The organism is Pseudomonas sp. B14-6 (assembly GCF_013260315.1).
Classification (GTDB): Bacteria; Pseudomonadota; Gammaproteobacteria; order Pseudomonadales; family Pseudomonadaceae; genus Aquipseudomonas; species Aquipseudomonas mandelii.
On the sequence record NZ_CP053929.1, the window covers coordinates 4,278,511 to 4,304,893 of the forward strand.

The 26,383-nt window shown below is 60.4% G+C and carries 24 protein-coding genes and 1 pseudogene; 9 read left to right on the forward strand and 16 right to left on the reverse strand.

Annotated elements, in window-relative coordinates; translation table 11 throughout:
* Positions 1-55: 55 nt before the first annotated feature.
* From rho to HP062_RS19655, 3 genes are all read right to left on the reverse strand, one after another.
* Complete coding sequence (gene rho, locus HP062_RS19645; protein ID WP_007942421.1) at positions 56-1,315, reverse strand: transcription termination factor Rho; 1,260 nt, start codon at positions 1,313-1,315, stop codon at positions 56-58.
* A 247-nt stretch (positions 1,316-1,562) separates the two neighbouring features.
* Positions 1,563-1,892, reverse strand: coding sequence for a thioredoxin TrxA (gene trxA / locus HP062_RS19650; RefSeq protein ID WP_008150340.1), 330 nt, complete (start codon positions 1,890-1,892; stop codon positions 1,563-1,565).
* A 120-nt stretch (positions 1,893-2,012) separates the two neighbouring features.
* Positions 2,013-2,720 carry a FadR/GntR family transcriptional regulator gene (locus HP062_RS19655; protein WP_010465028.1) on the reverse strand — a complete coding sequence of 236 codons (708 nt, stop codon included), beginning with the start codon at positions 2,718-2,720 and terminating at the stop codon, positions 2,013-2,015.
* A 257-nt stretch (positions 2,721-2,977) separates the two neighbouring features.
* Here HP062_RS19655 and HP062_RS19660 point away from each other — a divergent pair, with 257 nt between their 5' ends.
* From HP062_RS19660 to ppx, 5 genes are all read left to right on the forward strand, one after another.
* Positions 2,978-3,763: a transporter substrate-binding domain-containing protein gene (locus HP062_RS19660; protein ID WP_172791904.1), complete on the forward strand. Its 786-nt coding sequence runs from the start codon at positions 2,978-2,980 to the stop codon at positions 3,761-3,763.
* Positions 3,764-3,784: 21 nt separating this feature from the next.
* The gene (locus HP062_RS19665) at positions 3,785-4,453 is read left to right on the forward strand and encodes an amino acid ABC transporter permease (protein ID WP_169857174.1); all 669 of its coding nucleotides are present in this window, start codon (positions 3,785-3,787) and stop codon (positions 4,451-4,453) included.
* Positions 4,450-5,100 (forward strand): amino acid ABC transporter permease, encoded by a 651-nt coding sequence (locus tag HP062_RS19670; protein ID WP_083375491.1) that lies wholly within the window; start codon positions 4,450-4,452, stop codon positions 5,098-5,100. Before HP062_RS19665 ends, HP062_RS19670 begins: the two co-directional genes overlap by 4 nt.
* A complete protein-coding gene (locus tag HP062_RS19675; protein WP_010465037.1) occupies positions 5,087-5,824 on the forward strand; it encodes an amino acid ABC transporter ATP-binding protein in 738 nt (245 codons plus the stop codon). Before HP062_RS19670 ends, HP062_RS19675 begins: the two co-directional genes overlap by 14 nt.
* A 243-nt stretch (positions 5,825-6,067) precedes the next feature.
* Positions 6,068-7,570 carry an exopolyphosphatase gene (gene ppx / locus HP062_RS19680; RefSeq protein ID WP_010465038.1) on the forward strand — a complete coding sequence of 501 codons (1,503 nt, stop codon included), beginning with the start codon at positions 6,068-6,070 and terminating at the stop codon, positions 7,568-7,570.
* A 195-nt stretch (positions 7,571-7,765) separates the two neighbouring features.
* On the opposite strand, the gene ppk1 is transcribed toward ppx, so the two are convergent.
* Entirely contained in the window at positions 7,766-9,988 is a 2,223-nt protein-coding gene (gene ppk1, locus HP062_RS19685) for a polyphosphate kinase 1 (protein ID WP_010465040.1), read from the reverse strand.
* An 18-nt stretch (positions 9,989-10,006) separates the two neighbouring features.
* Entirely contained in the window at positions 10,007-11,020 is a 1,014-nt protein-coding gene (gene hemB / locus HP062_RS19690) for a porphobilinogen synthase (RefSeq protein ID WP_008150323.1), read from the reverse strand.
* A gap of 206 nt (positions 11,021-11,226) precedes the next feature.
* On the opposite strand from hemB, the gene HP062_RS19695 reads away from it, so the two are divergent.
* A complete protein-coding gene (locus tag HP062_RS19695) occupies positions 11,227-11,850 on the forward strand; it encodes a DedA family protein (RefSeq protein WP_077747159.1) in 624 nt (207 codons plus the stop codon).
* Here HP062_RS19695 and HP062_RS19700 read toward each other — a convergent pair.
* Complete coding sequence (locus HP062_RS19700) at positions 11,831-13,066, reverse strand: sterol desaturase family protein (protein ID WP_172791905.1); 1,236 nt, start codon at positions 13,064-13,066, stop codon at positions 11,831-11,833. The genes HP062_RS19695 and HP062_RS19700 overlap by 20 nt on opposite strands.
* A gap of 116 nt (positions 13,067-13,182) precedes the next feature.
* On the opposite strand from HP062_RS19700, the gene elbB reads away from it, so the two are divergent.
* Positions 13,183-13,851, forward strand: a complete 669-nt coding sequence (gene elbB, locus HP062_RS19705; protein ID WP_083375489.1) for an isoprenoid biosynthesis glyoxalase ElbB — start codon at positions 13,183-13,185, stop codon at positions 13,849-13,851.
* 56 nt (positions 13,852-13,907) lie between these two features.
* On the opposite strand, the gene HP062_RS19710 is transcribed toward elbB, so the two are convergent.
* The 5 genes from HP062_RS19710 to HP062_RS19730 all read right to left on the reverse strand — a co-directional run bounded on the left by HP062_RS19710 (position 13,908) and on the right by HP062_RS19730 (position 19,889).
* Positions 13,908-14,363, reverse strand: coding sequence for a YaiI/YqxD family protein (locus HP062_RS19710; RefSeq protein WP_010465051.1), 456 nt, complete (start codon positions 14,361-14,363; stop codon positions 13,908-13,910).
* 125 nt (positions 14,364-14,488) lie between these two features.
* Positions 14,489-16,387 carry an FTR1 family protein gene (locus HP062_RS19715; protein ID WP_172791906.1) on the reverse strand — a complete coding sequence of 633 codons (1,899 nt, stop codon included), beginning with the start codon at positions 16,385-16,387 and terminating at the stop codon, positions 14,489-14,491.
* A 150-nt stretch (positions 16,388-16,537) separates the two neighbouring features.
* The gene (rhtB, locus tag HP062_RS19720; protein ID WP_010465055.1) at positions 16,538-17,170 is read right to left on the reverse strand and encodes a homoserine/homoserine lactone efflux protein; all 633 of its coding nucleotides are present in this window, start codon (positions 17,168-17,170) and stop codon (positions 16,538-16,540) included.
* A gap of 227 nt (positions 17,171-17,397) precedes the next feature.
* A complete protein-coding gene (locus HP062_RS19725) occupies positions 17,398-17,979 on the reverse strand; it encodes a mechanosensitive ion channel family protein (RefSeq protein ID WP_172791907.1) in 582 nt (193 codons plus the stop codon).
* Positions 17,979-19,889, reverse strand: coding sequence for an ATP-binding cassette domain-containing protein (locus HP062_RS19730; RefSeq protein ID WP_077747154.1), 1,911 nt, complete (start codon positions 19,887-19,889; stop codon positions 17,979-17,981). Before HP062_RS19730 ends, HP062_RS19725 begins: the two co-directional genes overlap by 1 nt.
* Before the next feature lie 50 nt (positions 19,890-19,939).
* Between HP062_RS19730 and HP062_RS19735 the strand changes: the two genes are divergently transcribed.
* Positions 19,940-20,404, forward strand: coding sequence for a TIGR02444 family protein (locus tag HP062_RS19735; protein WP_010465061.1), 465 nt, complete (start codon positions 19,940-19,942; stop codon positions 20,402-20,404).
* Here HP062_RS19735 and HP062_RS19740 read toward each other — a convergent pair.
* Positions 20,401-21,537: an AlgP family protein gene (locus HP062_RS19740; RefSeq protein WP_172791908.1), complete on the reverse strand. Its 1,137-nt coding sequence runs from the start codon at positions 21,535-21,537 to the stop codon at positions 20,401-20,403. The genes HP062_RS19735 and HP062_RS19740 overlap by 4 nt on opposite strands.
* Positions 21,538-21,729: 192 nt before the next feature.
* On the opposite strand from HP062_RS19740, the gene HP062_RS19745 reads away from it, so the two are divergent.
* Positions 21,730-22,395 carry an FKBP-type peptidyl-prolyl cis-trans isomerase gene (locus tag HP062_RS19745; protein ID WP_083375484.1) on the forward strand — a complete coding sequence of 222 codons (666 nt, stop codon included), beginning with the start codon at positions 21,730-21,732 and terminating at the stop codon, positions 22,393-22,395.
* Between the two features lie 59 nt (positions 22,396-22,454).
* Here the strand turns inward: HP062_RS19745 and HP062_RS19750 are convergent, their stop codons facing one another.
* The 4 genes and pseudogenes from HP062_RS19750 to HP062_RS19765 form a co-directional block, all read right to left on the reverse strand.
* Positions 22,455-22,913: an Rsd/AlgQ family anti-sigma factor gene (locus HP062_RS19750; RefSeq protein WP_007899333.1), complete on the reverse strand. Its 459-nt coding sequence runs from the start codon at positions 22,911-22,913 to the stop codon at positions 22,455-22,457.
* A 177-nt stretch (positions 22,914-23,090) separates the two neighbouring features.
* Positions 23,091-23,642 carry a disulfide bond formation protein B gene (locus HP062_RS19755; RefSeq protein WP_077747152.1) on the reverse strand — a complete coding sequence of 184 codons (552 nt, stop codon included), beginning with the start codon at positions 23,640-23,642 and terminating at the stop codon, positions 23,091-23,093.
* A gap of 359 nt (positions 23,643-24,001) precedes the next feature.
* Positions 24,002-25,240 (reverse strand): heme biosynthesis protein HemY, encoded by a 1,239-nt coding sequence (locus HP062_RS19760; RefSeq protein WP_172791909.1) that lies wholly within the window; start codon positions 25,238-25,240, stop codon positions 24,002-24,004.
* Positions 25,237-26,378: pseudogene (locus tag HP062_RS19765) on the reverse strand (uroporphyrinogen-III C-methyltransferase). The gene HP062_RS19760 and the pseudogene HP062_RS19765 overlap by 4 nt, the downstream one beginning before the upstream one ends.
* Between the last annotated feature and the right edge of the window lie 5 nt (positions 26,379-26,383).

The following is a 26,383-nucleotide window of genomic DNA, read 5'->3' on the forward strand; positions in this document are numbered from 1 at the left end:
GGCAAAAAAAATGGCGCCCCGAAGGACGCCATTTTAAGCGGATGTAAAAACCGCCTTACTTGCGCTTCATCGACAAGAAGAACTCGTCGTTGGTCTTGGTCGTTTTCAGCTTGTCGACCAGGAACTCGATGGCCGCAATTTCGTCCATCGGGTGCAGCAGCTTGCGCAGAATCCACATGCGCTGCAACTCGTCGTCGGCCGTCAGCAACTCTTCGCGGCGGGTGCCGGAACGGTTGATATTGATGGCCGGGAACACGCGTTTTTCAGCGATACGACGGTCCAGAGGCAGTTCCATGTTGCCGGTGCCTTTGAATTCTTCGTAGATCACTTCGTCCATCTTCGAGCCGGTTTCAACCAGCGCGGTGGCGATGATGGTCAGCGAACCGCCTTCCTCGATGTTCCGCGCGGCGCCGAAGAAACGTTTCGGTTTCTCCAGTGCGTGGGCATCGACACCACCGGTGAGTACTTTGCCGGAGCTCGGGATCACGGTGTTGTAGGCACGAGCCAGACGGGTGATGGAGTCGAGCAGGATCACCACGTCTTTCTTGTGTTCGACCAGGCGCTTGGCCTTCTCGATCACCATTTCTGCAACCTGCACGTGGCGGGTTGGCGGCTCATCGAACGTCGAGGCAACCACTTCGCCGCGCACGGTGCGCTGCATTTCGGTCACTTCTTCCGGACGTTCATCGATCAGCAATACGATCAGGTGAACTTCAGGGTTGTTACGAGCGATGTTGGCGGCGATGTTCTGCAGCATGATCGTTTTACCGGCTTTCGGCGGTGCAACGATCAGACCGCGCTGGCCTTTGCCGATCGGGGCGCACAGGTCGATGACACGACCGGTCAAGTCTTCGGTGGAACCGTTGCCGGCTTCCATCTTCATGCGCACGGTCGGGAACAGCGGGGTCAGGTTCTCGAAGAGAATCTTGTTTTTCGCGTTCTCGGGACGATCGTAGTTGATCGTGTCGACCTTGAGCAGCGCGAAATAACGCTCGCCTTCCTTCGGAGGGCGGATCTTGCCAACGATGGTGTCACCGGTGCGCAAGTTGAAGCGACGGATCTGGCTCGGCGAGACGTAGATATCGTCTGGGCCGGCGAGATAGGAAGCGTCAGCGGAGCGCAGGAAGCCGAAGCCGTCCTGGAGAATCTCCAGCACGCCATCACCGGAGATTTCCTCGCCGCTTTTCGCGTGCTTTTTGAGCAGGGAGAAAATCACGTCCTGCTTGCGCGAACGGGCCATATTTTCTATGCCCATCTGTTCGGCCAATTCGAGCAGTTCGGTAATCGGCTTTTGCTTGAGTTCAGTCAGATTCATATAGGAATGACGTAATCATTTATGGAGGGGGGAAATTAAGCTTTTGGCTTAATGAGGCCGCGCCGCAGAGAAGGCGACAGGATCGCGTACTTATTCGAAAAGGAGTGCGTCGGCGACGGCTAGCAGGGGGCAATGGAGAAACCAGTGCGGGGCCGAATGTACCACCTGAGTTTCGGAGCGTCTAGCCCTCAATAACGAAAAGGCCCCGCAATATGCGGGGCCTTTTCCTGACGCTTTATAACAACGCTTAAATGTTGGCGTCGAGGAAGGCCGCCAGTTGCGACTTCGACAGTGCGCCGACCTTGGTCGCTTCAACGTTGCCGTTCTTGAACAGCATCAGAGTCGGGATACCACGCACGCCATGCTTGGCCGGGGTTTCCTGGTTCTCGTCGATGTTCAGCTTGGCAACGGTCAGTTTGCCTTTGTAGGTTTCAGCAATTTCGTCCAGGACAGGAGCGATCATTTTGCAAGGGCCGCACCATTCAGCCCAGTAGTCGACCAGTACAGCGCCTTCGGCCTTGAGGACGTCGACGTCGAAGCTAGCGTCGGTGACGTGTTTGATAAGATCGCTGCTCATGGAAGTCTCCAGGTTGTAAGCAAAAAAACGTGGCCCATCATAGCCGCCCTTCCCTCGTTCAGGAAGGTGCAGTTGATTGAGTCTCGCTATGGTGGCGCATGACTTTGGGTATAGCTCAAGTCACGGGGTGGCGGGAGCGACGAAGGCAATTCCGGTACGCAGGGCTGCATTGCGTACATGTTCCTGCATGGCTTTCTGCGCCGCGCCGGACGAACGCCGGGCTAGCGCACGGAGGATTTTGCGGTGTTCTTGCCAGGTTTCCATGGCGCGTTCGGCCCGGATGAACGGTAGCTTCTGGCTCTCCAGAAAGATGTCGGCGCTGGCCGTGAGGATGCTCAGCATTGCCTGATTACCGCTGGCCAGCAGGATGCGTCGGTGAAAATCGAAATCCAGTCGTGCCGCCGCCTCGAAGTCACCTGCCTTCAATTCGTTGCGCATGGCGGCCACGTTGTCTTCCAGCGTATCGAGCTCGTGAGTGCTCAGAGTCACCGCGGCCAAACCGGCGGCAAAACCTTCCAGGGCATAACGCAACTGGAAAATATCCAACGGCGATGCCTGGGCTGCGAAGGGCCAGCTCAGTGCCGCATCGCCGCGCGGCAAATCCACCGGCGACTGCACGAATACGCCCTTGCCCGGCTGGATGCTGATCACGCCCAACGCACTCAACGACGACAGCGCCTCACGCAGGGACGCCCGACTCACCCCCAATTGCACCGCCAGATCTCGCTGCGAAGGCAAGGCATCGCCCGGCGCGAAACCCTGTTCGGTGATCAGTTTACGGATGGCTTGCAGCGCCACTTCAGGTACGGCTCTGGAAATCGAATTCATGGTTTTTTCAGACGAACCAGGACAATGAGCGGCTAGTTGTAAAGCTATTCGCAGCCCTCGGCAAGTCGTGCCCCATGGGGGTTCGGCACGTTTCACGGATGCGCCATGAGGGTGCGAAATGCCCATCCACTGTTCAGACCAGTAAGACCGAAAGAATCCAGTAAAACCGTGGCCTGCGGCCCCCAAATCCGCTTCTTGGCATGGCCCGTGCTCTGTCGATCCGCAGAATTCATTCCTCGTCGATTCGGAGATTCGCCATGACCCTGCGTTACAGCGCCCTTCTCACTGCCCTGTTTGCCAGCCTGATGTTGAGCCAGGCACCCGCTCACGCCGACGGCCTGGAGGATGTAGTCAAACGCGGCGTCCTCAAGGTCGCCGTGCCTCAGGACTTTCCGCCGTTCGGCTCGGTCGGCCCGGACATGAAACCCCGCGGCCTCGACATCGACACCGCCAAACTGCTGGCCGAGCAACTCAAGGTCAAACTTGAACTGACCCCGGTCAACAGCACCAACCGCATTCCGTTCCTGACCACCGGCAAGGTCGACCTGGTGATCTCCAGCCTGGGCAAAAACCCCGAGCGCGAGAAAGTCATCGACTTCTCCAGCGCCTATGCGCCGTTCTACCTCGCCGTGTTCGGTCCGCCAGATGCCGACATCAAAGGCCTGGACGACCTCAAGGGTAAAACCGTCAGCGTCACCCGGGGCGCCATCGAAGACATCGAGCTGACCAAAGTCGCTCCCGAAGGTGTGACCATCAAACGCTTCGAAGACAACAACTCGACCATTGCCGCCTACATCGCCGGGCAAGTCGACCTCATCGCCAGCGGCAACGTGGTGATGGTCGCGATCAGCGAGAAGAACCCTAAACGCATTCCAGCGTTGAAAGTGAAGCTCAAGGACTCGCCGGTCTATGTCGGCGTGAACAAGAACGAGCCGGCGCTGTTGGGCAAGGTCAATCAGATCCTCGCCACCGCCAAAACCGACGGAGCACTGGAGAAAAACTCCCAGACCTGGCTGAAAGAGCCATTGCCGGCCGACCTCTGATCGTCGCTCGGGAGATTTGATATGGCCTATCAGTTCGACTTTCTGCCGGTGGTGCAAAACACCGATCTGCTACTGCGCGGCGCCTTGTTCACCCTTCAACTGACGGCCATCGGCGCGGTGCTGGGTGTGGGGCTGGGCATCGTCGGGGCGCTGGTGCGGGCGTGGAACATTCGCCCGTTCTCGGCGATCTTCGGGGTCTACGTCGAGTTGATCCGAAATACGCCGTTTCTGGTGCAGCTGTTTTTCATTTTCTTTGGCTTGCCGTCGCTGGGGGTACAGATTTCCGAATGGCAGGCGGCGGTGCTGGCGATGGTGATCAACCTCGGTGCCTATTCGACCGAAATCATTCGCGCCGGTATCCAGGCGATCCCCCGAGGACAGCTGGAAGCCGCTGCGGCCTTGGCGATGAGTCGATTCGAAGCGTTCCGCCACGTGGTGCTGCTGCCAGCGCTGGGCAAGGTCTGGCCGGCCCTGAGCAGCCAGATCATCATCGTCATGCTCGGCTCGGCGGTCTGTTCGCAAATCGCCACCGAAGAATTGAGCTTTGCCGCCAACTTCATTCAGTCGCGCAACTTCCGCGCCTTTGAAACCTATGCCCTGACCACGCTGCTGTACCTGTGCATGGCGCTGCTGATCCGCCAACTGCTGAACTGGATCGGCCGTCGCTACATCTCGAGGAGCAGCCAATGAGCGATTTCACCTTCTGGGACATCGTGCGCAACCTGCTCACCGGCCTGCAGTGGACCCTGGCGTTATCGCTGGTGGCGTTTATCGGCGGCGGGCTGATCGGCTTGCTGATCATGGTCATGCGCATCTCGAAAAAGCCTCTGCCGCGTAACATTGCCCGCACTTACATCGAGCTGTTCCAGGGTACGCCGCTGTTGATGCAGCTGTTTCTGGTGTTTTTCGGCGTGGCGCTGGCCGGTGTGGAGATTTCGCCGTGGATGGCGGCGGCGCTGGCCCTGACGCTGTTTACCAGCGCCTATCTGGCGGAGATCTGGCGCGGCTGCGTCGATTCGATTCCCAATGGTCAGTGGGAAGCCTCGTCAAGCCTGGCGCTCAACCCGCTGGAACAACTGCGCTACGTGATTCTGCCGCAAGCGCTGCGGATCGCCGTGGCACCCACCGTGGGCTTCTCGGTGCAAGTGGTCAAAGGCACCGCCGTGACCTCGATCATCGGCTTCACCGAACTAACCAAGACCGGCGGCATGCTCGCCAACGCGACGTTCGAACCGTTCATGGTCTACGGCCTCGTCGCCCTCGGTTACTTCCTGCTTTGCTACCCCTTGTCCCTCAGTGCGCGCTACCTGGAAAGGAGACTGCATGCCTCTGCTTAGAATTTCCGCCCTGCATAAATATTACGGCGACCACCATGTGCTCAAAGGCATCGACCTGAGCGTCGAGGAAGGCCAGGTGGTGGCGATCATCGGCCGCAGCGGCTCGGGCAAATCCACCTTGCTGCGCACCCTCAACGGCCTGGAGTCGATCAACGACGGCGTAATTGAGGTCGACGGCGAATACCTCGATGCCGCTCGCGCCGATTTGCGCACCTTGCGGCAGAAAGTCGGGATGGTGTTCCAGCAGTTCAACCTGTTCCCGCACCTGACCGTGGGCGAGAACGTGATGCTCGCGCCGCAAGTGGTGCAGAAAGTGCCGAAGGCCAAAGCGGTCGAGCTGGCGCGGGAGATGCTGGAGCGGGTCGGGCTGGGCGAGAAGTTTGATGCCTTCCCGGACCGGCTGTCGGGCGGGCAGCAGCAGCGCGTAGCGATTGCCCGGGCGTTGGCAATGTCTCCCAAAGTCTTGCTGTGCGACGAAATCACGTCAGCGCTGGACCCGGAATTGGTCAATGAAGTGCTGAGCGTGGTCCGGCAACTGGCCAAGGAAGGGATGACGCTGATCATGGTCACCCATGAAATGCGCTTTGCCCGGGAGGTTGGGGATAAGTTGGTGTTCATGCATCAGGGCAAGGTGCATGAGGTGGGGGATCCGAAGATTCTGTTTGCGAACCCGCAGACGGCGGAGCTGGCGAACTTCATCGGCACAGTTGAAGCAGCAGGCTAACCCTTTTGTGGCGAGGGAGCTTGCTCCCGCTGGGCTGCGCAGCGGCCCTAAAAACTATCACCTCGTTTTCACTGGATCGCATGTGCAGGTTTTGCGACTGCTGCGCAGTCGAGCGGGAGCAAGCTCCCTCGCCACAGGAACTCATGCCGTCCGTGCTCTGGATCAAGGCTTTGAACGCTGCGCGTTGGCGGCAGCGTTTGATCGTGGCAGGATGTCGAGGTTATCGACCGAGACCCCATGACCATGCCGCAATCCCAAGCCAAGAATCTGTCCCTGATCGCCGCAATCGACCTGGGCTCCAACAGCTTTCACATGGTCGTGGCCAAGGCCCAGAACGGCGAAATCCGTATTCTCGAGCGCCTCGGGGAGAAAGTTCAGCTGGCCGCCGGCATCGACGAAGAGCGTCAGCTCAACGAAGAATCCATGCAGCGCGGGCTCGATTGCCTGAAGCGTTTTGCCCAACTGATAAACGGTATGCCGCCCGGTGCCGTACGGATCGTCGGCACCAACGCCCTGCGTGAAGCCCGCAACCGCGGTGAATTCATCCGCCGCGCCGAAGAAATCCTCGGCCACTCGGTGGAAGTCATCTCCGGCCGTGAAGAAGCGCGCCTGATCTACCTCGGCGTGTCCCACACCCTCGCCGACACCCCGGGCAAACGCCTAGTGGCCGACATTGGCGGCGGCAGTACCGAATTCATTATCGGCCAGCGCTTCGAACCGCTGCTGCGCGAAAGCCTGCAGATGGGCTGCGTCAGTTATACCCAGCGTTATTTCAAGGATGGCAAGATCACCCCGGCCCGCTACGCCCAGGCGTACACCGCAGCGCGGCTGGAGATCATGAGCATCGAACACGCGCTGCATCGCCTGACCTGGGATGAAGCCATCGGCTCCTCGGGCACCATCCGCGCCATCGGCCTGGCGCTGAAGGCGGGCGGTCATGGCACGGGCGAGGTCAACGCCGAAGGCCTGGCCTGGCTCAAGCGCAAACTGATGAAGCTGGGCGATGTCGAGAAAATCGACTTCGAAGGCATCAAACCTGACCGCCGCGCGATTTTCCCCGCCGGCCTGGCGATTCTCGAAGCGATCTTCGACGCCCTAGAATTGCAGCGCATGGATCACTGTGAAGGCGCCCTGCGCGAAGGCGTGCTCTATGACCTGCTGGGCCGTCATCACCATGAAGACGTGCGTGAGCGCACGCTCAGCTCGCTGATGGAGCGTTATCACGTCGATCTGGAACAAGCGGCGCGGGTCGAGCGCAAAGCCCTGCATGCCTTCGATCAGGTGGCCAAGGATTGGGAACTGGATGACGGCGTCTGGCGCGAACTGCTCGGCTGGGCGGCCAAGGTCCATGAAGTGGGCCTGGACATCGCTCACTATCAGTACCACAAGCACGGCGCTTACCTGATCGAGCACTCGGACCTGGCCGGGTTCTCCCGTGAAGACCAACTGATGCTCGCGTTGTTGGTGCGCGGTCACCGACGCAACATTCCCCGGGACCGGTTTGCCGATTTCGGCGAGGACGGGATCAAGCTGATTCGCCTGTGCGTGCTGCTGCGCTTTGCGATCCTGTTCCATCACATCCGCGGCACCCAGGAAATGCCTCAGGTGGTGTTGCACGCCAAACGCGACAGCCTCGATGTGTTGTTCCCTGAAAACTGGCTGGACGAAAACCAACTGACCCAGGCCGACTTCGCCCTTGAGGCTGAATGGCTGACGCGGGTCAGCTTCACGCTGAACGTGCGCTAAAAACCGCAGCGAACACATTCCCTGTGGCGAGGGAGCTTGCTCCCGCTGGGGTGCGAAGCGCCCCCGTCTATCCCTGAAAAGAAGGGGACTGCTACGCAGTCCAGCGGGAGCAAGCTCCCTCGCCACAGGTAGGAAGCTGAAACCAAAAAGGGCGATCCATGTGGATCGCCCTTTTTTTGCCCAACCGAATCTGCGTCAGCGAACGGCGAGAATCGGGCTGCCCAGCCGCTCCAGCAAGGTCGCCTGCGCGCTGCGCGGGTTCTGGTTGCCGGTCGGCGTGTTGCGGATGTAGCGACCGTCCGCCTGCAGGCTCCAGCTGTGGGTGTTGTCGGTCAGATAAAGCTCCAGCTCTTTCTTGACCCTCATGATCAGCTTCTTGCCCTCGACCGGGAAGCAAGTCTCTACGCGCTTGTCGAGGTTGCGCTCCATCCAGTCGGCGCTGGACAGGAACATCTGCTCTTCACCGCCATTGAGGAAGTAGAACACCCGGGTGTGCTCCAGGAAACGCCCGATGATCGAGCGCACATGGATGTTGTGCGACACCCCGGCGATACCCGGACGCAGGCAGCACATGCCGCGCACCACCAGATCGATACGCACCCCGGACTGACTGGCCTTGTACAGCGCGCGGATGATCTTCGGATCGGTCAGCGAGTTGAATTTGGCGATGATGTGCGCCGGTTTGCCATCGAGGGCGAACTGGGTTTCCCGGGCAATCATGTCGAGCATGCCCTTCTTCAACGTGAATGGCGCGTGCAGCAGCTTCTTCATGCGCAGGGTTTTCCCCATGCCGATGAGCTGGCTGAACAGTTTGCCGACGTCTTCGCACAAGGCGTCGTCCGAGGTCAGCAAGCTGTAGTCGGTGTACAAGCGGGCGTTGGCCGCGTGGTAGTTGCCGGTACCCAAGTGGGCGTAACGCACGATCTCGCCGGCTTCGCGACGCAGAATCAGCATCATCTTGGCGTGGGTCTTGAAGCCCACAACGCCGTAAATCACCACCGCACCGGCCGCTTGCAGACGGCTGGCCAGTTGCAGGTTGGACTCTTCGTCGAAGCGCGCACGCAACTCGATCACCGCGGTGACTTCCTTGCCGTTACGCGCGGCATCCACCAGCGCATCGACAATTTCCGAGTTGGCGCCGGAGCGGTACAGGGTCTGGCGGACCGCCAATACATGCGGGTCCTTCGCGGCCTGGCGCAGCAGGTCGACCACGGGAGTAAAGGACTCGAACGGGTGCAGCAGCAGGATGTCCTGCTTGCTGATCACGCTGAAGATGTTCTCGCTGTTCTGCAGCAGTTTCGGGATCTGCGGGGTGAACGGCGTGTATTGCAGCGCTCGCTGACTGTCCAGGCCGGTGATGCTGAACAGGCGGGTCAGGTTGACCGGACCGTTGACCTGATACAGCTCGGTCTCGTGCAGGTTGAACTGCTTGAGCAAGTAGTCGGACAGGTGTTTCGGGCACGTGTCGGCCACTTCCAGGCGCACCGCGTCACCGTAGCGACGGGAGAACAGCTCGCCGCGCAGGGCGCGGGCCAGGTCTTCCACGTCTTCGGTATCGACCGCGAGGTCAGCGTTTCGGGTCAGGCGGAACTGGTAGCAGCCCTTGACCTTCATGCCCTGGAACAGGTCATCGGCGTGCGCGTGGATCATCGACGACAGGAACACATAGTTGTCGCCCGAGCCGCCCACTTCTTCCGGCAACTTGATCACGCGCGGCAGCAAGCGTGGCGCGGGGATGATCGCCAGACCGGAATCGCGACCGAAGGCGTCGATGCCTTCGAGCTCGACGATGAAGTTCAGGCTCTTGTTCACCAGCAACGGGAACGGGTGCGTCGGGTCGAGGCCGATCGGGGTGATGATCGGCGCGATCTCGTCGCGGAAATAGCGGCGCACCCAGGTCTTGATCTTGGTGGTCCAGTGACGCCGACGGATGAAGCGGACCTGATGTTTTTCCAGTTCCGGCAACAGAATGTCATTGAGGATCGCGTACTGACGGTCGACGTGACCGTGTACCAGCTCGCTGATGCGGGCCAGGGCCTGATGCGGTTGCAGACCATCGGCACCGGCCTGCTCACGGGCGAAGGTGATCTGCTTCTTCAGGCCAGCCACGCGAATCTCGAAGAACTCGTCCAGGTTGCTGGAGAAGATCAGCAGGAACTTCAGCCGCTCCAGCAACGGGTAGGACTCATCCAGCGCCTGTTCCAGCACGCGGATGTTGAACTGCAGTTGCGAGAGCTCGCGATGGATATACAGGCTGCTGTCATCCAGACCGGGAATCGCAATCGCTGGCGCCGCTGTTGCGGTTTCGGTCACCGCCGCGGGTGGAGCGGGTTCCAGCTCCGGCGGCGTCTCGGCGATTTGCTCGACCACGGGTTGAGCTTCTTTTACGGCAACTTCAGTGAGTCCTTCGGTATTCATGGAATGTTCCTGGGAGGGCTATTTCTGCTCTCGTAACAATTGAGCGGCGCGCACGGCAAAGTAAGTCAGGATGCCATCAGCTCCTGCACGTTTGAAAGCGGTCAGGGATTCGAGGATAACCCCTTCGCTCAACCAGCCATTCTGGATGGCCGCCATGTGCATGGCGTATTCACCGCTGACCTGATAAACAAAGGTCGGCACTTTAAATTCTTCTTTGACCCGGTAAAGGATGTCCAGATACGGCATGCCTGGCTTGACCATGACCATGTCCGCGCCTTCTGACAAGTCCGCCGCCACTTCGTGCAGGGCTTCGTTGCTGTTGGCCGGGTCCATCTGATAGGAGGCCTTGTTGGCCTTGCCCAGGTTCAGCGCCGAACCTACCGCATCGCGGAACGGGCCGTAATAGGCGCTCGCGTACTTGGCAGAGTAAGCCATGATCCGCACGTTGACGTGATCGGCCAGCTCCAGCGCTTCGCGGATGGCCTGGATGCGACCGTCCATCATGTCCGACGGGGCTACCACCTGTGCGCCGGCCTCGGCGTGGGATAGCGCCTGCTTGACCAGGGCATCGACGGTAATGTCGTTCTGCACGTAGCCCTCTTCGTCGAGAATGCCGTCCTGGCCGTGGGTGGTGAACGGGTCCAGAGCGACGTCAGTGATCACACCCAGTTCCGGGAACTGCGCACGCAAGGCGCGGGTGGCGCGTTGGGCGATGCCGTTCGGGTTCCAGGCTTCAGCGGCGTCCAGGGACTTGAGCTCCGGGGGCGTGACCGGGAACAACGCCAATGCCGGAATCCCCAGTTCGACCCACTTGGCCGCTTCTTCGAGCAACAGATCGATGGTCAGACGCTCAACCCCCGGCATCGACGCGACTGCTTCGCGACGGTTTTCACCGTCCAGCACGAACACCGGCAGGATCAGATCGTCGACGGTCAGAACGTTTTCACGGACCAGTCGACGCGAAAAATCATCACGGCGATTGCGACGCAGGCGGGTTGCAGGAAACAAACGGTTGGCGGGGGTAAAGCTCACGGCAGACTCCTGAGCCCGCTGGCGTGCGAGCGTGACAGTTATAAGCGGCCATTATGACCGTGGTATTACAGTTATGTGCACCCCTGCGGCAGGTAGTCGCATTCCATTGTCCTTGTAGGAAATGTTCACGTCGAGACACATTTGGACACTTTCATGAATGTGCACGAAGGGTTAGGCTGCGCGTTCATTTCGCCAGCATCCAGACAATGCTCCAACAATTTCTTCAGGAATTCGGCTACTTCGCCCTCTTTCTCGGCACGTTCTTCGAAGGCGAAACCATCCTGGTGCTCGCAGGCTTCCTCGCGTTCCGCGGATACATGGACATCAAGATCGTCACGATCGTGGCGTTCTGTGGCAGTTATGCCGGCGATCAGCTGTGGTATTTCCTCGGGCGAAAACACGGTCGCAAATTGCTGGCGCGCAAACCACGCTGGCAACTGATGGGTGACCGGGCGCTGGAACATATCCGCAAACACCCGGACATCTGGGTGCTGAGTTTCCGCTTCGTCTATGGATTGCGCACGGTCATGCCGGTGGCGATCGGCCTGTCGGGATATCCGCCGGGGCGTTATCTGCTGCTCAACGGGATTGGTGCTGCGATCTGGGCGACCGCACTGGCCGCAGCGGCGTATCACTTCGGCGCGGTGCTTGAGGGCATGCTGGGCAGCGTCAAGAAGTACGAGCTGTGGGTGCTTGGTGCCCTGCTGGTACTGGGCCTGGGCTTGTGGCTGCGCCGGCGTTTCAAGAATGCCCGTCTGGCGAAGAAGATCTACGCCGACGAGCAAGCCGAGCTGGCCAAGGCCGCCGAGACTAAGACGCCAACCGAGTGAAGCGGTCCCTGCAACAGTAGAGACCGATGCCGCTGAGCAGGCTGTAGCTGAACAGGCCGATCCAGCCCACTGCGCTGGCCGGCCACAGCCCGACCACGGGCGCCAGCCACACCAGCGGCACATTCGATGCCAGGCGCAGCAGCTCCAGTTTCAACGCCTGCGGGCGATTCTCCAGGGCCATGCCCAACGTAAACAAGCCGAACGCCACTGCGCCCCAGCCCAACACCAGCGCGGCAGTCGGCAAACGTGGCTCAAGGTTCATCAAATAGCTGCCCAGCGCGATGTAAACGCAGAACTGCAACGCCACATACACCTGCTGACGCCCGTCCAGCGGCACCTCGAATTTGCGGAACTGACTCAGGTCCGGTTTGTTCATCGGGTACTTGGCCGCCACATCCGCCGGCCGCCAGCCGGTGCGCATGAACCAGATCCGCAGCTTGTCCCATGTGGTTTCAGCCCGTCGCGCGTCATCCCAAAGCTGTGCGTAAAACTGCACGTTCGCCCACAACGGATTCCAGCTTGCCAACGGCGTGGTCACGCCGAAAATCACCGGCTCGTTGTCGTCCTCTTCCTGGAACGAGCCGAATAGACGGTCCCAAATAATGAACACCCCGCCGTAGTTGCGATCCATGTAGAGAGCGTTCTGTGCATGGTGAGCCCGATGATTGGACGGCGTGACAAAGAACCACTCGAACCAGCCGAGCTTTGGGATGTGTTTGGTATGCACCCAGAACTGATAGAGCAAGTTGAGTGCGGCAACGCTGATGAACACCAGCAACGGCACGCCGAGCACCGCCATCGGCAGGTAGAAAATCCAGCTCAGCAGAAAGCCGGTACTGGTCTGGCGCAGGGCCGTGGAGAGGTTGTAGTCCTCACTCTGGTGATGCACCGAGTGCGCGGCCCAGAGGATGTTGCGCTCATGGCCCATACGGTGCAGCCAGTAGTAGCAGAAGTCATAGAGGACGAAGGCAAACACCCAGACCCAGACGCTGTCGGCCGACAGTTCGAACAGCGCCAGGTGCTTGAGGGCAAACGCATAGGTCACCAGGCCGACGCCTTTGGTCAACAGGCCGGTAGTGGTCGACAACACCCCGGTGCTGATGCTGTTGATCGCGTCCGCCAGCCGATAATTGCTCAACCCGCGCCAACGGTCCGCCAGCAGCTCGACGGCAATCAGCACAAAGAAAAACGGCACCGCATACAGAATGAAGTCCATTGACGCGCCCTGATCGGAATCTTGAGGACAGATGCTAGGTGTAGCCGCGAATTAACCCTATGGCAACGAGTGACAAATTAGTGGACATTTAACGCCATGAATCTGGAGAAAAACCCATGAGCAAAAAAATTGCAGTGATCCTTTCCGGCTGTGGCGTGTACGACGGCGCCGAGATCCACGAAAGCGTGATTACCTTGCTGCGCCTGGACCAGCGTGGCGCCGAGGTGCAGTGCTTTGCCCCCAATATCTCGCAATTGCATGTGATCAATCACCTTACCGGCGACGAAATGCCCGAGTCACGCAACGTGCTGGTGGAATCGGCGCGGATCGCCCGGGGCAACATCAAGGACATTCGTGAGGCCAGCGTCGAAGACTTCGACGCGCTGATCGTGCCGGGTGGGTTTGGCGCGGCCAAGAACCTGTCGAACTTCGCCATCGAAGGCGCCGGTTGCACCGTTCAACCGGACGTCCTGGCGTTGACCGAAGCGTTTGCCGAAGCGGGCAAACCGGTGGGGTTGATGTGCATTTCGCCGGCGCTGGCGGCCAAAATCTATGGGCCAGGCGTGACCTGCACCATTGGCAGCGACGCCGATACCGCCGCCGCCATGAACAAGATGGGCGCCACTCACCAGGATTGCGCAGTGAGCGACATCGTCGAAGACAAGGCGCGCAAACTCGTCTGCACCCCGGCTTATATGCTGGCCCAGAGCATCAGCGAAGCCGCCTCGGGGATCAACAAACTGGTTGACCGTGTCCTCGAACTGACCCACGAAAACGACGCTTAACGCGGTCAAATTGTGGGAGTGAGCCTGCTCGCGCCCACCTTTGATTTGAGTAAGGCTCAGGCTTTACGGGTCAGCCGAGTGAGTATCCGGTCAAGCGCATTGGCGAACGCCTGCTTCTCGCGCTCACCAAACGGCGCCGGCCCGCCGCTCATCTGGCCTTGTTCACGCAGATCGGTGAACAGGTTACGCACTGCCAACCGATCGCCCATGTTCTGCGCATCGAATTCCTTCCCCCGCGGGTCCAGCGCTGAAACGCCGTTTTTCACCAGCCGATCGGCCAGCGGCACATCGCTGCAAATCACCAGTTCACCTGGCACCGCGTGTTCCACCAGATAGTCATCGGCGGCATCCGGGCCGCTGGGCACCACGATCAGCTTCACCAGAGCCAGGCCAGGTTTGATCTGTGGCTGCCCCGCCACCAGCACCACTTCGAACTGGCGCTTGAGAGCGAACTTCACCACCAGATCCTTCGCCGCCCGTGGGCAGGCGTCGGCATCGATCCATACGCGCATTGTGTTTCCCTCCGTTAAAAGCTTCGCGGGCAAGCCTCGCTCCTACAGGATTCGCGCGTTATTTGGGGCCGCGTACAACCTGTAGGAGCGAGGCTTGCCCGCGAATATGAGCGCAGCGAATGCTCTTAAGAAACCTGCACCCGCCGCTTCTCCGCCATCCAGCTACGGCCATACAGCACCACAATCGCAACGATCGCCACGCACTGGGCACTCAGCGAATACGCATCCGCGTGGATCCCCAGCCAGTCGAAGTCAAAGAACGGCACCGGCCGGGTTCCGAAGATTCCGGCTTCCTGCAACGCCTTCACGCCATGCCCGGCGAACACCACCGACAGCGCGCAGAGCAGACCGGCGTTGATGCTGAAGAACAACGACAGCGGCAGTTTCTGCGAGCCACGCAGGATCACCCACGCCAGCCCGACCAGCAACACCAGCGCCGTTGCACCACCGGCCAACACTGCGTTATGCCCCGCAGGCCCCGCCTGCAGCCACAGGGTTTCGTAGAACAGAATCACTTCAAACAGCTCGCGATACACCGAGAAAAACGCCAGCGTCGCAAAGCCGAAGCGTCCGCCGCCGCCCACCAGGCTGCTCTTGATGTAATCCTGCCAGGCTGCCGCGTGACGACGGTCGTGCATCCACACGCCGAGCCAGAGCACCATGACGGCGGCAAACAACGCCGTCGCACCTTCCAGCAATTCACGCTGCGAACCGCTGACATCAATCACATAGGCCGCCAGTGCCCAGGTCGCCAGACCCGCCAACAACGCCAGGCCCCAACCGACGTTGACGCTGCGAACCGCCGATTGCTGGCCGGTATTGCGCAGGAACGCCAGGATCGCCGCCAGCACCAGAATCGCTTCGAGGCCTTCACGCAGCAAAATCAGCAAACCGGAGATGTAGCTCAAGGACCAGCTCAAGCCGTCGCTGCCCAGCAGCCCGGCGGACTCCTTCAACTTGGCCTTGGCCGCGTCCAGACGCTGCTGGGCCTGGGCCACCGGCAAACCGTCCTGCAACGATTGACGGTACGCCATCAGGGACTTTTCGGTGTCCTTGCGCACGTTGGCGTCGACGTTGTCCAGCGAGCTCTCGACCAGTTCGAAGCCTTCCAGATACGCCGCTACCGACAAGTCATAGGCTTGATCATGATCACCGGCACGGTAGGCCGCGAGGCTCTTGTCCAGGGTGGCGGCGGTGTAGTCGAGCAACTGCGCCGGGCCGCGCTTGACCTGCGGCGGTTGCGCCCGCTGCGCACGGAACGTCGCGGCGGCTTGCGGGCCATCGGCGGCCTGCACTTCGGCTGGCGTCTGACGAGCAAGGTCGGCGATGTTGTAAGTCTTTTCGGATGTGGCGGCGGCCGGATCGGCGCTGAAACCGGCGATGTAGGTTGCCAGGTCCCAACGCTGGCGATCGTCCAGTTGATCGGCGAAGGCCGGCATGTCCGTGCCTTCGACGCCCAGGCCCACTGTGGTGTAGATCGCGTACAGACTCAGGTGATCCAGGCGCGCCGTGTCACGCAGATTGGCTGGCGGCGGCGTCAGACCGACACCGGCCGGGCCGTCACCGGCCCCCGTATCGCCGTGGCAGACCGAGCAATGCTGGGCGTAAAGCGGTGCACCACGGGTCGGATCCGGGGTAATGATCGGCGCCTGACTGACTTCATAGGCCACGGCCAGCTTCGCACCCAGCTGCCGAGCCTGACGGGCCACGTCCGCACCGTCCTGACGGGCACTAATGGCGCTGCGTAGCGTGCTGACGCCCTGCTCCAGCCCGGCTTTTTCCGGCTTGGCCGGCATCGCCGCGATCAAGCCTTGCAGCACCTTGATGAATTCCAGCTGCTCGCGGTATTCGGACTCGTCGATGACCTTGCCCGCTTGCACCGTCTGCGGGTAATCCGCGCCGATGTAATCGAGCAAATGCAGAGCTTGCGGCGCGCCTTCCACGGTGTCCGCCAGCAGATTGAAACTGCACAAGGCAAACAGCGGCAACACCAGCCAGGCCAGGAAACGGGACGGGGCAGTCATGAATGAATCTCAATTGGAAATACGAAGTAACACATTGTTCACTTCCAATGACTTTCACTCAAGCTTTGTTAGCAAGTACCGGCGTTTCTGCAGGGGCTCCGGACATGAAAAAGGCGACCTCGGAGGTCGCCTTTTGTGTTCCTTGGTGCTTTAAACCGCAGCTTTGCGCAATGTCGCCATAAACGCCGCCGCACCGATGAACAGCCCGGCAAAGGTCCGGTTCATGCGTTTTTGCTGCTTGGGCGTGCGCAACAGGCGCAGCACCTTCGACGCCAACCCGGTGTACCCGGCCATGACGATCAGGTCGACGCAGACCATGGTCACACCAATGATCAGGTACTGAGCGAGCAGCGGTGCGTGAGGATCAATGAACTGCGGCAACACCGCCAGCATGAACACCAGAGCCTTGGGATTGCTGATATTGACCAGGAACCCACGGAACACCAAAGCCAGCGGCTTGCCGATCTGACGCACGGCCGCGTCGTCACTCATGTCGCTGGGCAGCGCGCGCCATTGCTTGACCGCGAGATAAACGAGGTAGGCCACACCGAACCATTTGATCGCATAGAAAGCGGTGGCTGATGCCGTGAGAATCGCGCCCACACCGGCGCCGACAATCGCGATCTGTACCGCCAGGCCCAATTGCAGGCCCAGGGCGTTCCAGTAACCGCGCCAGAAACCGTATTGCAGACCGCTGGACATCGACGCAATGGCGCCGGCACCGGGAGACAGACTGATCACCCAACAGGCGGCAAAAAACGCCAGCCATGTTTGAAGCTCCATTGCACACCTCGACTCAGACTTGTGACAGACGTCTAAGCTAATGCGGCTTTGGGCTGATGACTACCGATTTTTTGAAGGATAGAGCGACTGCCGACCAGCGTTTTATGACTTTAGGGCCCCTTCGCGAGCAAGCCCGCTAACACATTAAACCGAGTCTCTAAACAAAAACGCGGTCAACTGTGGGAGCGGGCTTGCTCGCGAAGGCGGACGGTCAGGCAACAGAAGGCTTACTTTTCGATCCCGCTCAACGGAAACACATCCGTGCCGCGCCAGCGTCGAACCGAGCGCTGGAAGAACAGGCTGTTGGGCACTTGCACCATGGCGCTACCCGTCCCTAGTTCTTCCGCTTCAATCAGCGTGGTGTAAAGCAGATTGATCGCCACCACCCGGCCTTTGACGCCGGGCTTGTCGGTGGTGTCCACCAGTTCGACGACGTCACCGATGCGGAACGGGCCGACGGTGAAGATCAGGATCGCGCACAGCAGGTTGGACAGCACGCTCCACATGGCGAAGAACGCCACTGCCGCGACCGCAACAAACCCGGACAACGCGGTCCAGAGCACGGTGGCCGAGACTCCGAGGCGTTCGAGTACGAAAATCAGCGCACTGCCCATGATCAGCCAGCGCAAACCTCCGCGCAGCGGCATCAGCAGTTGCGGTGGAAACGGGTAGCGCTCGCCCAGGCGCGTCAGGCATTTAGCGACGAAGCGCTGGGCAAAGTAACCCGCCAACAGAATCAGCAGGATTTGCGCAGCGAACCAGATCGGCTCGCCCCACCCCGCCGGCAGCGGCAGCTTGAAGGCTTCCATCAAGACAGCGCCTCCAGCTCCGCCTGCATGCTTTCGAGCAGTTCCAGGGCTTCCATCCAGGCTTCTTCGAGTTCGGCTTCACGCACCTTCAACTTGGCCTGTTCAGCCAGCAGATCGCGCAAATCGTTCTTGCGCGCCGGTTCGTAAATATCACTGTCGCCGAGGCTGGTATCGATCTTCGCCAGTTTCTCGTGCAGCTTGCCCAACTCGGTTTCGAGCTTGTCAGCCTCACGCTTGTGCGGTGCCAGTTGCTGACGCAACGCAGCAGCGGCCTGGCGCTGGGCCTTCTTGTCGGTCTTGTCCGGGTTGACCGGGGTGTTGCTGACCGGCGCATTGCGCTGACGGTAGTCGACCAGCCAGCGGGCGTAGTCTTCCAGATCGCCGTCGAACTCCTCGACCTTGCCGTCGGCCACCAGATAGAAATTATCGGTGGTGCTTTTGAGCAAATGACGATCGTGAGAGACCACCAGCACCGCGCCACTGAATTCCTGCAGGGCCATGGTCAGCGCCAGGCGCATTTCGAGGTCCAGGTGGTTGGTCGGTTCGTCGAGCAGCAACAGGTTCGGCCGATCCCAGGCAATCAATGCCAGGGCCAGACGGGCCTTTTCGCCACCGGAGAAATTCAGCACCGGCTCGTCGATACGCGCGCCACGGAAGTCGAAACCGCCGAGGAAGTCGCGCAGGGTCTGCTCGCGTTCGGTCGGCGCCAGACGCTGCAAGTGCAGCAATGGGCTGGCCTTGGAATCGAGGGAATCGAGCTGATGCTGGGCGAAGTAGCCGACGACGGTGTTCTCACCACGGGTCAGGCGCCCGGCCAACGGCGAGAGTTCACCGGCGAGGTTCTTGATCAGGGTCGACTTACCGGCACCGTTCGGGCCAAGCAAACCGATCCGCGCACCGGGGGTCAGTTGCAGCTTGACCTTCTCCAGCACGGCTTTGTCGCCATAACCCAGGCGAGCGTCCGACAGATCGATCAAAGGGCTGGAGATTTTCTGCGATTCACGGAAGACGAAGTCGAACGGCGAATCGACGTGGGCGGCGGACAGCTCTTCCATCCGCTCCAGCGCCTTGATCCGGCTCTGGGCCTGACGGGCCTTGGTGGCCTGGGCCTTGAAGCGGGCGATGTAGCTTTCCATGTGCGCACGTTGCGCCTGCTGCTTCTCGTAGGCCTGCTGTTGCTGGGCCAGGCGTTCGGCTCGGGCACGTTCGAAGGCGCTATAACCACCACGGTACAAGGTGATCTTGCGCTGATCGACGTGGGCCACGTGATCGACCACGGCATCAAGGAAATCCCGGTCGTGGGAAATCAGCAATAAGGTGCCGGGATAGCTTTTCAGCCATTCTTCGAGCCAGATGATGGCGTCGAGGTCCAAGTGGTTGGTCGGTTCGTCGAGCAGCAACAGGTCCGAGGGGCACATCAAAGCCTGCGCCAGGTTCAGACGCATCCTCCAGCCACCAGAGAAATCTCCTACCGGACGATCCATTTGCTCGTTAGTGAACCCAAGACCGGCCAGCAGCTTGCGAGCCCGGGCGTCGGCGGTGTAACCGTCGGCACTGTCGAGTTCCGCGTGCAGACGGGCCTGAGCGGCGCCGTCATGCGATGCTTCGGCAGCGGCGAGGTCGCGTTGCACCTCACGCAGGCGCAGGTCACCATCGAGCACGTAGTCGACCGCCAGGCGTTCGAGGGTCTCGATTTCCTGACGCATGTGGGCGATGCGCCAGTCGGCCGGCAGGAAGCAGTCACCCGAGTCCGGGTGCAGCTCGCCCCGAATCAAGGCGAACAGGCTCGATTTGCCGGCGCCGTTGGCACCGATGAGGCCGGCTTTGTGGCCGGCGTGCAGGGTCAGCTCAGCGTCTTCTAGCAGACGTTGAGGGCCACGCTGTAAAGTCAGGTTCTGAAGTCGAATCATAATGGCGGCGGAGTCTACCAGCTTCGCTCGCAACTGGCGCGAGTAGCACTATGTCCTCTGACCTGTGGAGCTTTTCCCTTACCACCTACGCGCGTCCCGGCATTGAAGACGCGTGCCTGACGTTGCAGTCGGCGGGTGTGAACGTGTGCTTGCTGCTATGCGCGTTGTGGCTGGGAGAACGGGGCGTCACCTGTAACGAACAACGCTTGCAGTTGCTTCGCGATATAGCCGGACCTTGGGACGCAGATGTCGTGCAACCGTTGCGCGCCTTGCGAATGCAATGGAAAGCCGCCGCCAGCGAGGATGCCGGACTGGATGATCTGCGCGAACAAGTGAAAGCACTGGAGATGGAAGCCGAACGGCATCTGCTGTTGCGACTGGAACGTGTGGCGCAGAGTTGGCCGCAGTATGAGGTGACCGATTCAACGGCCTGGCTGGAAGGTGTGGCGGCAGGCGCCGCCCACCTGAACCGCGACGCGCTGCATCAGCTGCGCGTCGCGGCAACCGGCACTTAAGAAGCGCTGGCTGGGGTGGTGCTGGTGCTCGACGGTGCGGCTGGCGTTGGCGCAGTCGATGGGGTCGAGGGGGTGGCTGCTGCCGCTGGCGAAGCCGATGCAGCTGGAGTCGCTGGCTTGGTAACTGGCGCAGTAGCTGGCTTGGCAGCAGCGGCAGGCTTTTTCACGGCCGGTTTGGCGGCAGGTTTTGCAGCTGGCTTCGCGGCAGCAGGTTTTGCTGCAGCTGGTTTGGCTGCTGGTTTCGCTGCAGTAGCTGGCTTGGCGGCGGCAGCGGGTTTCGCGGCGGCAGCTTTGGCAGCGGGTTTAGCAGCGGGTTTCGCCGCCGCTTTTGCAGCCGGTTTTGCGGCAACGGTTTTAGCCGCGGCAGGTTTTGCGGCTGGCTTGGCGGTAGCAGTTCTTGCAGCGGCAGGTTTTGCAGCAGGCTTCGCAGCAGCCGATTTTGCAGCTGGTTTTGCCGCTGCGGTTTTCGCCACAGCCGGTTTCGCAGCAGCGGTTCTTGCAGCAGGTTTAGCGGCGGCCGTTTTGGCAGCAGCTGGCTTGGCGGCAGTTTTGGCAGCCGTCGATTTAGCCGCTGGTTTTGCAGCGCTGGCAGCAACCGGTTTTTTCGCCGCAGGTTTTGCTGCGGCTTTCACCGGCGCTTTGGCGACAGGTTTGGCAGCAGGCTTGGCCGGTGCTTTGGCAGCCGCCGGTTTGGCAGCGGCTTTCTTGGCAGGTGCCGCAGCAGGCTTGGCCGAACGCAGGGACAACGCCTTGCCGACAGCCTCTTGTACACGACCGATACCCTGGGCCAGTTTCAGGCTTTCTTGAGCATCGCGCTTGAGTTGCAGAATGTAGCTGCGCGTTTCGGATTGACGATCCTTGAGGGCATCGAGCAAGTCCTCAAGTTCTTTCACCGCACCCTTCGCTTTGGTTTGTGCCTTGGCTTTACCGGCAGTTGCGGCGTCCTGCAACTTGGTACGGGATTTGTGCAATTTCTCCTGCGCTTTTCCGCGCTGCTTTTCCAGTTTGGCGAGCAGTTTTTCAGCATCAGCCAAGGCTTGGGAACAAGCGTTTTCCAAATGATCGAGCAGGCTGCCCGAGAGTTGTTGGAGTAAGTGCAACGGGGTATTTACAGGCTTCTTGGTGGCCGACATGGTTTACCTCCTGGCTGACGTGGGTGCGGCTCATACTAGACCTCTGATGACACCGCCGCTAGGGCATGTTGACAGTATCGAAAGCGCTGCGTTGCAACAGATTGAAATTCTTCTGCGCGGGTGCAAAACCAGTTCACCTTTGAGCGCACTCACACTGGCATAATCCACCGCATCTCAGATCGGAGTGTGCCCATGTCGCGCTACTTTTTTTTATCGTTGTGTGTGTTTTTTTCCGTGGCCCAGGCCGCCGAAAAAACCACCCCGAACGAGGCTCACGATCTTGCTTACAGCCTGGGTGCGAGCCTGGGTGAACGCTTGCGCCAAGAGGTGCCGGATCTGCAACTCCAGGCATTGCTCGACGGTCTGCAACAAGCCTATCAAGGCAAGCCACTGGCATTGAAAGACGAGCAGATCGAACAGATTCTGGCCGAGCACGAAGCCCAGGTCGCCGAGCAACCCGCCCTGCCACAAAGTGAAGTCGCGCTGGAAAAAGAGCAGCGCTTTCTCACCGAGGAAAAAGCCAAACCGGGTGTTCGTGAATTGGCGGATGGCATTTTGCTGACCGAGTTGGCACCGGGCACGGGGGCCAAGGCAGGCCCTGATGGCAAGGTCGAAGTTTTATATGTCGGACGCCTTCCCGACGGCACCGTGTTCGATCAGAACAGCAAGCCGCAGTGGTTCAGTCTGGATAGCGTAATCAGCGGCTGGCGCAGCGCATTGCAAAACATGCCGGTCGGTGCGAAATGGCGCCTGGTGATTCCATCGTCGCAAGCCTATGGCGCGGACGGTGCCGGCGACCTGATCGCTCCGTTTACGCCGCTGGTGTTCGAAGTCGAATTGCGCGGTGCCACAAGCTGAAAACCGAGAACGAAAAACGGCGCGCATAGCGCACCGTTTTTTAGTCTTGCAGGAGAGGTTCAGGCCTGAACCGAGTCCTCTTCCTTGTGAGCAGTGTGCAGCACTTCGATCAGGCAATCTTCCAGTTCGAAGCGTTCGTGCAACAGCCCGCCCAGCTCCTTGAATTTCTCTGCCACGCACTTGCCTGCATCACACAGGTCGTTGAACGCCAGCAGCTTCTCGGTGATGACGTCGATGCGCGGGTAAATCGTCTCGGCCAGCTCCAGCCCGCGTGTATCGCCAAAAGCCTTGGCTTCGCCGGTCAGCTGTTCGTAGATTTCGAAGTGCCCGGCAGACACGTAGTCGACCAGCACGCCGCAGAATTCCTGCAACGGCTTTCGGTTTTCGCCCAAAGCCTCTGGCTTGGCACCGAGAGCATCGTAGGCTCGAACCAGTTCGTGACGCTCCTGCAACCAGCGATCGATCAGCAGATGCACTCCACCCCAACGTTCCTGAGCATTCTGACAACTTTCGAGCATGGTGATCTCTCTTCCCTTGTGGGTCATGCTGCCCTACACCTGTCGCAGTCTTGATAATCAAGAATCGGCCAGGCAGAGCGCCATCGAGCAACATAATTCCAATGACACGTGCGGGCCAGATTATGCCCGCGCGACAATGGCTTCAAGGTACGCAGGAGATAAAGTTCATACAAGTGTTTAATCACCCGCCAGCCCCCGGTGCGACGACACGCCGCTGAGCGGTCGCTTGCAGGCAAGCCAGACAACGCGCAGCAGCAGATAAACACTCAGAATTGTCACCGCCATGAAGAGCAGCAGACTCCACTCCGGGATGCTCAGGTCGAACAGCGTCCAGGAGATTTCTGCGCAATCTTCGTCCCCTTTGAACATCCGCGTCACTTTGCACAGCCAGGGCACGTTCTCGTATAAGGCCTGCGGATTGGTAGAGCAGGTCGATAGCTGATGCGCCGGATCGCTTTGCAACAAGACTTGCCGCCACGCCGCGACCATACCGGCGAGACTGCATGACAAACCGAGCAGCCAATAAAGAAAAGTCCCGAAGCGGCCGGGGCCATGCACCGAAGCTGTCAGGCAGACACCGGTGAACAACGCCAGGCAGACTCGCTGCAAAAGGCATAACCCGCAAGGCTTGAGGCCGATTGCGTATTCCAGGTAATAGGAAACGCCCAAGGCCAAGGCACCTGCAATAAAAGCCATGAAAAACAAGGAGCGTGAGCAGGCCAAAAACATGGCTTATCCGTAACAGTAGAGACAGGCGGTTACGGTAGAGGAAAGCGCGCCAGCCTTTCAAGGCGGGCCGGCACGGACACTTCACCAGAAGTGTAGGGAATTCCCGACAGCGTCGGGAGGACTTGATGAAGTCCCGTGTAGGACAAAGCCGATCAGGGATTACAAAGCTAAACATTCAGCGAAATTCGAGCGGCCGGATCGCGCCCAGGAACGACTCCCGCCCCAGGCGCAGCCTGCATCCGGCTGCTGAGCAGTCGTCATACACTTAAACGCGATTGGCCTGATGAAACCGTGGTGCTCGCTTTACAACTGCTTCGCAGCCGGACGCAGGCTGCACCAGCTGCTACAGAAGGAATACGTCAGGCGTAAACGGGCGCTGGGAGTGGTGCCGCCAGCAGGCGCTCATCCAGCAGACCCAGACCTTCCTGAAACAGCTGATTGCTGCGCTCTGTGTCGCCGAGCTGAGCGAGCAACCGCGCCAGTTCCGCACAGGCTTCCGGGTTGCGCTGGACCCGCAAACTGCTTTCCAGATAGTCCCGCGCCTTGCCCCACAGACTGCTTTGCAGGCACAGGCGGCCGAGTGTCAGCAGAAGGCTTGGGTCGGCCGGATGATCCTTGAGCCAACCCTCCGCCATTTGCAGTTGACGAGCCGGATCGCTACCACGCACCAGACCGTAGAGACGCGCCAGATGACTGTCGTACTTGCGCTTCAGCGCTGTGCGCAGAACCTCCTCCGCTTCGACCTGTGCACCCAGTTGCCGCAGTTGCTCGGCATAGGCCAGCACCAACTGAGGCTCCTGGCGCTGAGCCGAGGTGAGTTGCTGCCAGGCGCGATTGAGCGATTGCAAACCCACCGTGCCGTCCGCTTCCTTATGCGCCGCCAGGGAAAGGTTTTCACCCCACGCCCGTCGCTCCAGATCGGCCAGCTCGGCGGGAGGCAAGACTTTATCCTTGCGCAGCTCCGGCAGCAGGCGAATCACTGCCGACCAGTCGCCGCGCTGCTGATGCAGACGCTGCAACTGGCGCAAGGTCTGGACGTTATGAGGATGACGCTCGTGCATGGCTTGCAGGGTCACCAGGGCGCCTTCGGTGTCGCCACGGTCGTTCTGCAACTGGGCGTGACTCAAGGCAATCGCCAACTCCGCCTGGGGCTGGCGTTCGAGGGCGCGCTCCAGCAAGTTGTCGCATTCCTCGTAGTGACCTTGTTCATTGGCGGCGCGTGCGGCGCCAAGGTAGTAGAGCAGCGGCTGGCGCTCGGCTTCGGCGGCGCGATGCAAATGACGCTGCGCACTGGCCCAGCGACCTTCCGCCAGGTCCAGCTGACCGTGTTCGATCGCCACTTGCACCCGACGGCTGCGATTGCGCCGCGACCACGGATTGACCACGCCGCTGGACGTCATCACCAGCTCAACCAACGCCTTGATGCCCCAGAACACCAGCCAGAGCACTGCGACCAACGCCAGGGTGGCCCACAGACTCGCTTCATAACGGAAGGTCTTGTAGGCAATCAGCACGTAACCGGAATGCTCGGCGATCGCCAGGCCCAGTGCGGCGGCTGCGGCGATGACCAGAAACACGATCACATAGAGGCGTTTCATGGCGTGGCCTCCTGCGCAGTGTTCGCGGCCGGTTTTGCCATCGGTTTGATCGAGTCTTCGGCGTTGACGTTACGCCGCTCCAGATACCCCTGAACCGCACTCAATGTCCCGGTCAGGTCCGGCGTGACCACAGTGACCGGCTGCTTGCTCAACTCGCCCACCTGCTCAAGCATGACTTTGCTTTGAGGGTTGTCCGGGTTGAAGTTGCCCGTCAATACATCACGCGCCTCAGCCAGCGCCTGGGTGTAGACCGCTGCCTGGCCATTGAGCGCGGCCCATTGCGCCTGCTCCAGCGCCAGGCTCAGCGCCAGACGCACCTGACTGAGGCTCTGCCCTGCCAGCAATGGGCGAACATTTTTGTCAGCATTGAAGTCGATGCGGATGTAGCGCGAAATCTGATCCCACCACTGCGCCCAACGACTGGCTCCGTCGCCATCGGCCGTCAGGCCCAACAGCGATTCGCCACGATCCTTGTACTCGGGGCCAGCTCGGTGAGGTTGATGACCTGATCGCGCAGTGCGCCCAATCGCAGGAACAACCCGGTGCGATCCGGCTGTTCTGTGCTGCGCAGCGCCACCAGGGTTTTGGCCACTTGCTCGCGAGCTGCGAAGGCACCGGGATCGTTCTGTTCACGCAGAATTTCATCGGCACCCTGCACCAGGGCCTGGGCGCTGCTGATGTCCTGCAGCGCAGAAAGGCGCAGGCTGGCCAGACGCAACAAGTGCTCGGCTTCGGCCAGACGCCAATCCTTGCGACTCGCACCGAGGACCGTTTCCAGACGCTGATTCAAGCGTTGCTGATCGCCTTGCAACTGCGCCACCAAACGGCTGCGAGCGTCCAGTTCTTCGGCTGCAGGCATTTGTTCAAGGCGCGCGCTCAAGCGCTGTTCATTGAGTTTCAGGCTCTGCGCCTGATCGCTCAACGCCTGGACCTGGCTCAACTGCTGCTGAGTGTTGGCTTGCAGGTGACGCACCTGCCAGACACCCCAACCGCCCACGGCAACACCGGCGGCGCCCAACAGCAGCGCGACGATTGCCAGCCCATTGCCCCGGCGCTGCACTGTGGCAGGTGGTGGAGTTTCAACCGGCGCTTCAAGCACCGGCAGCACGTCATCTTTAGGCAAGGCTGTTTCGCTCACGTATC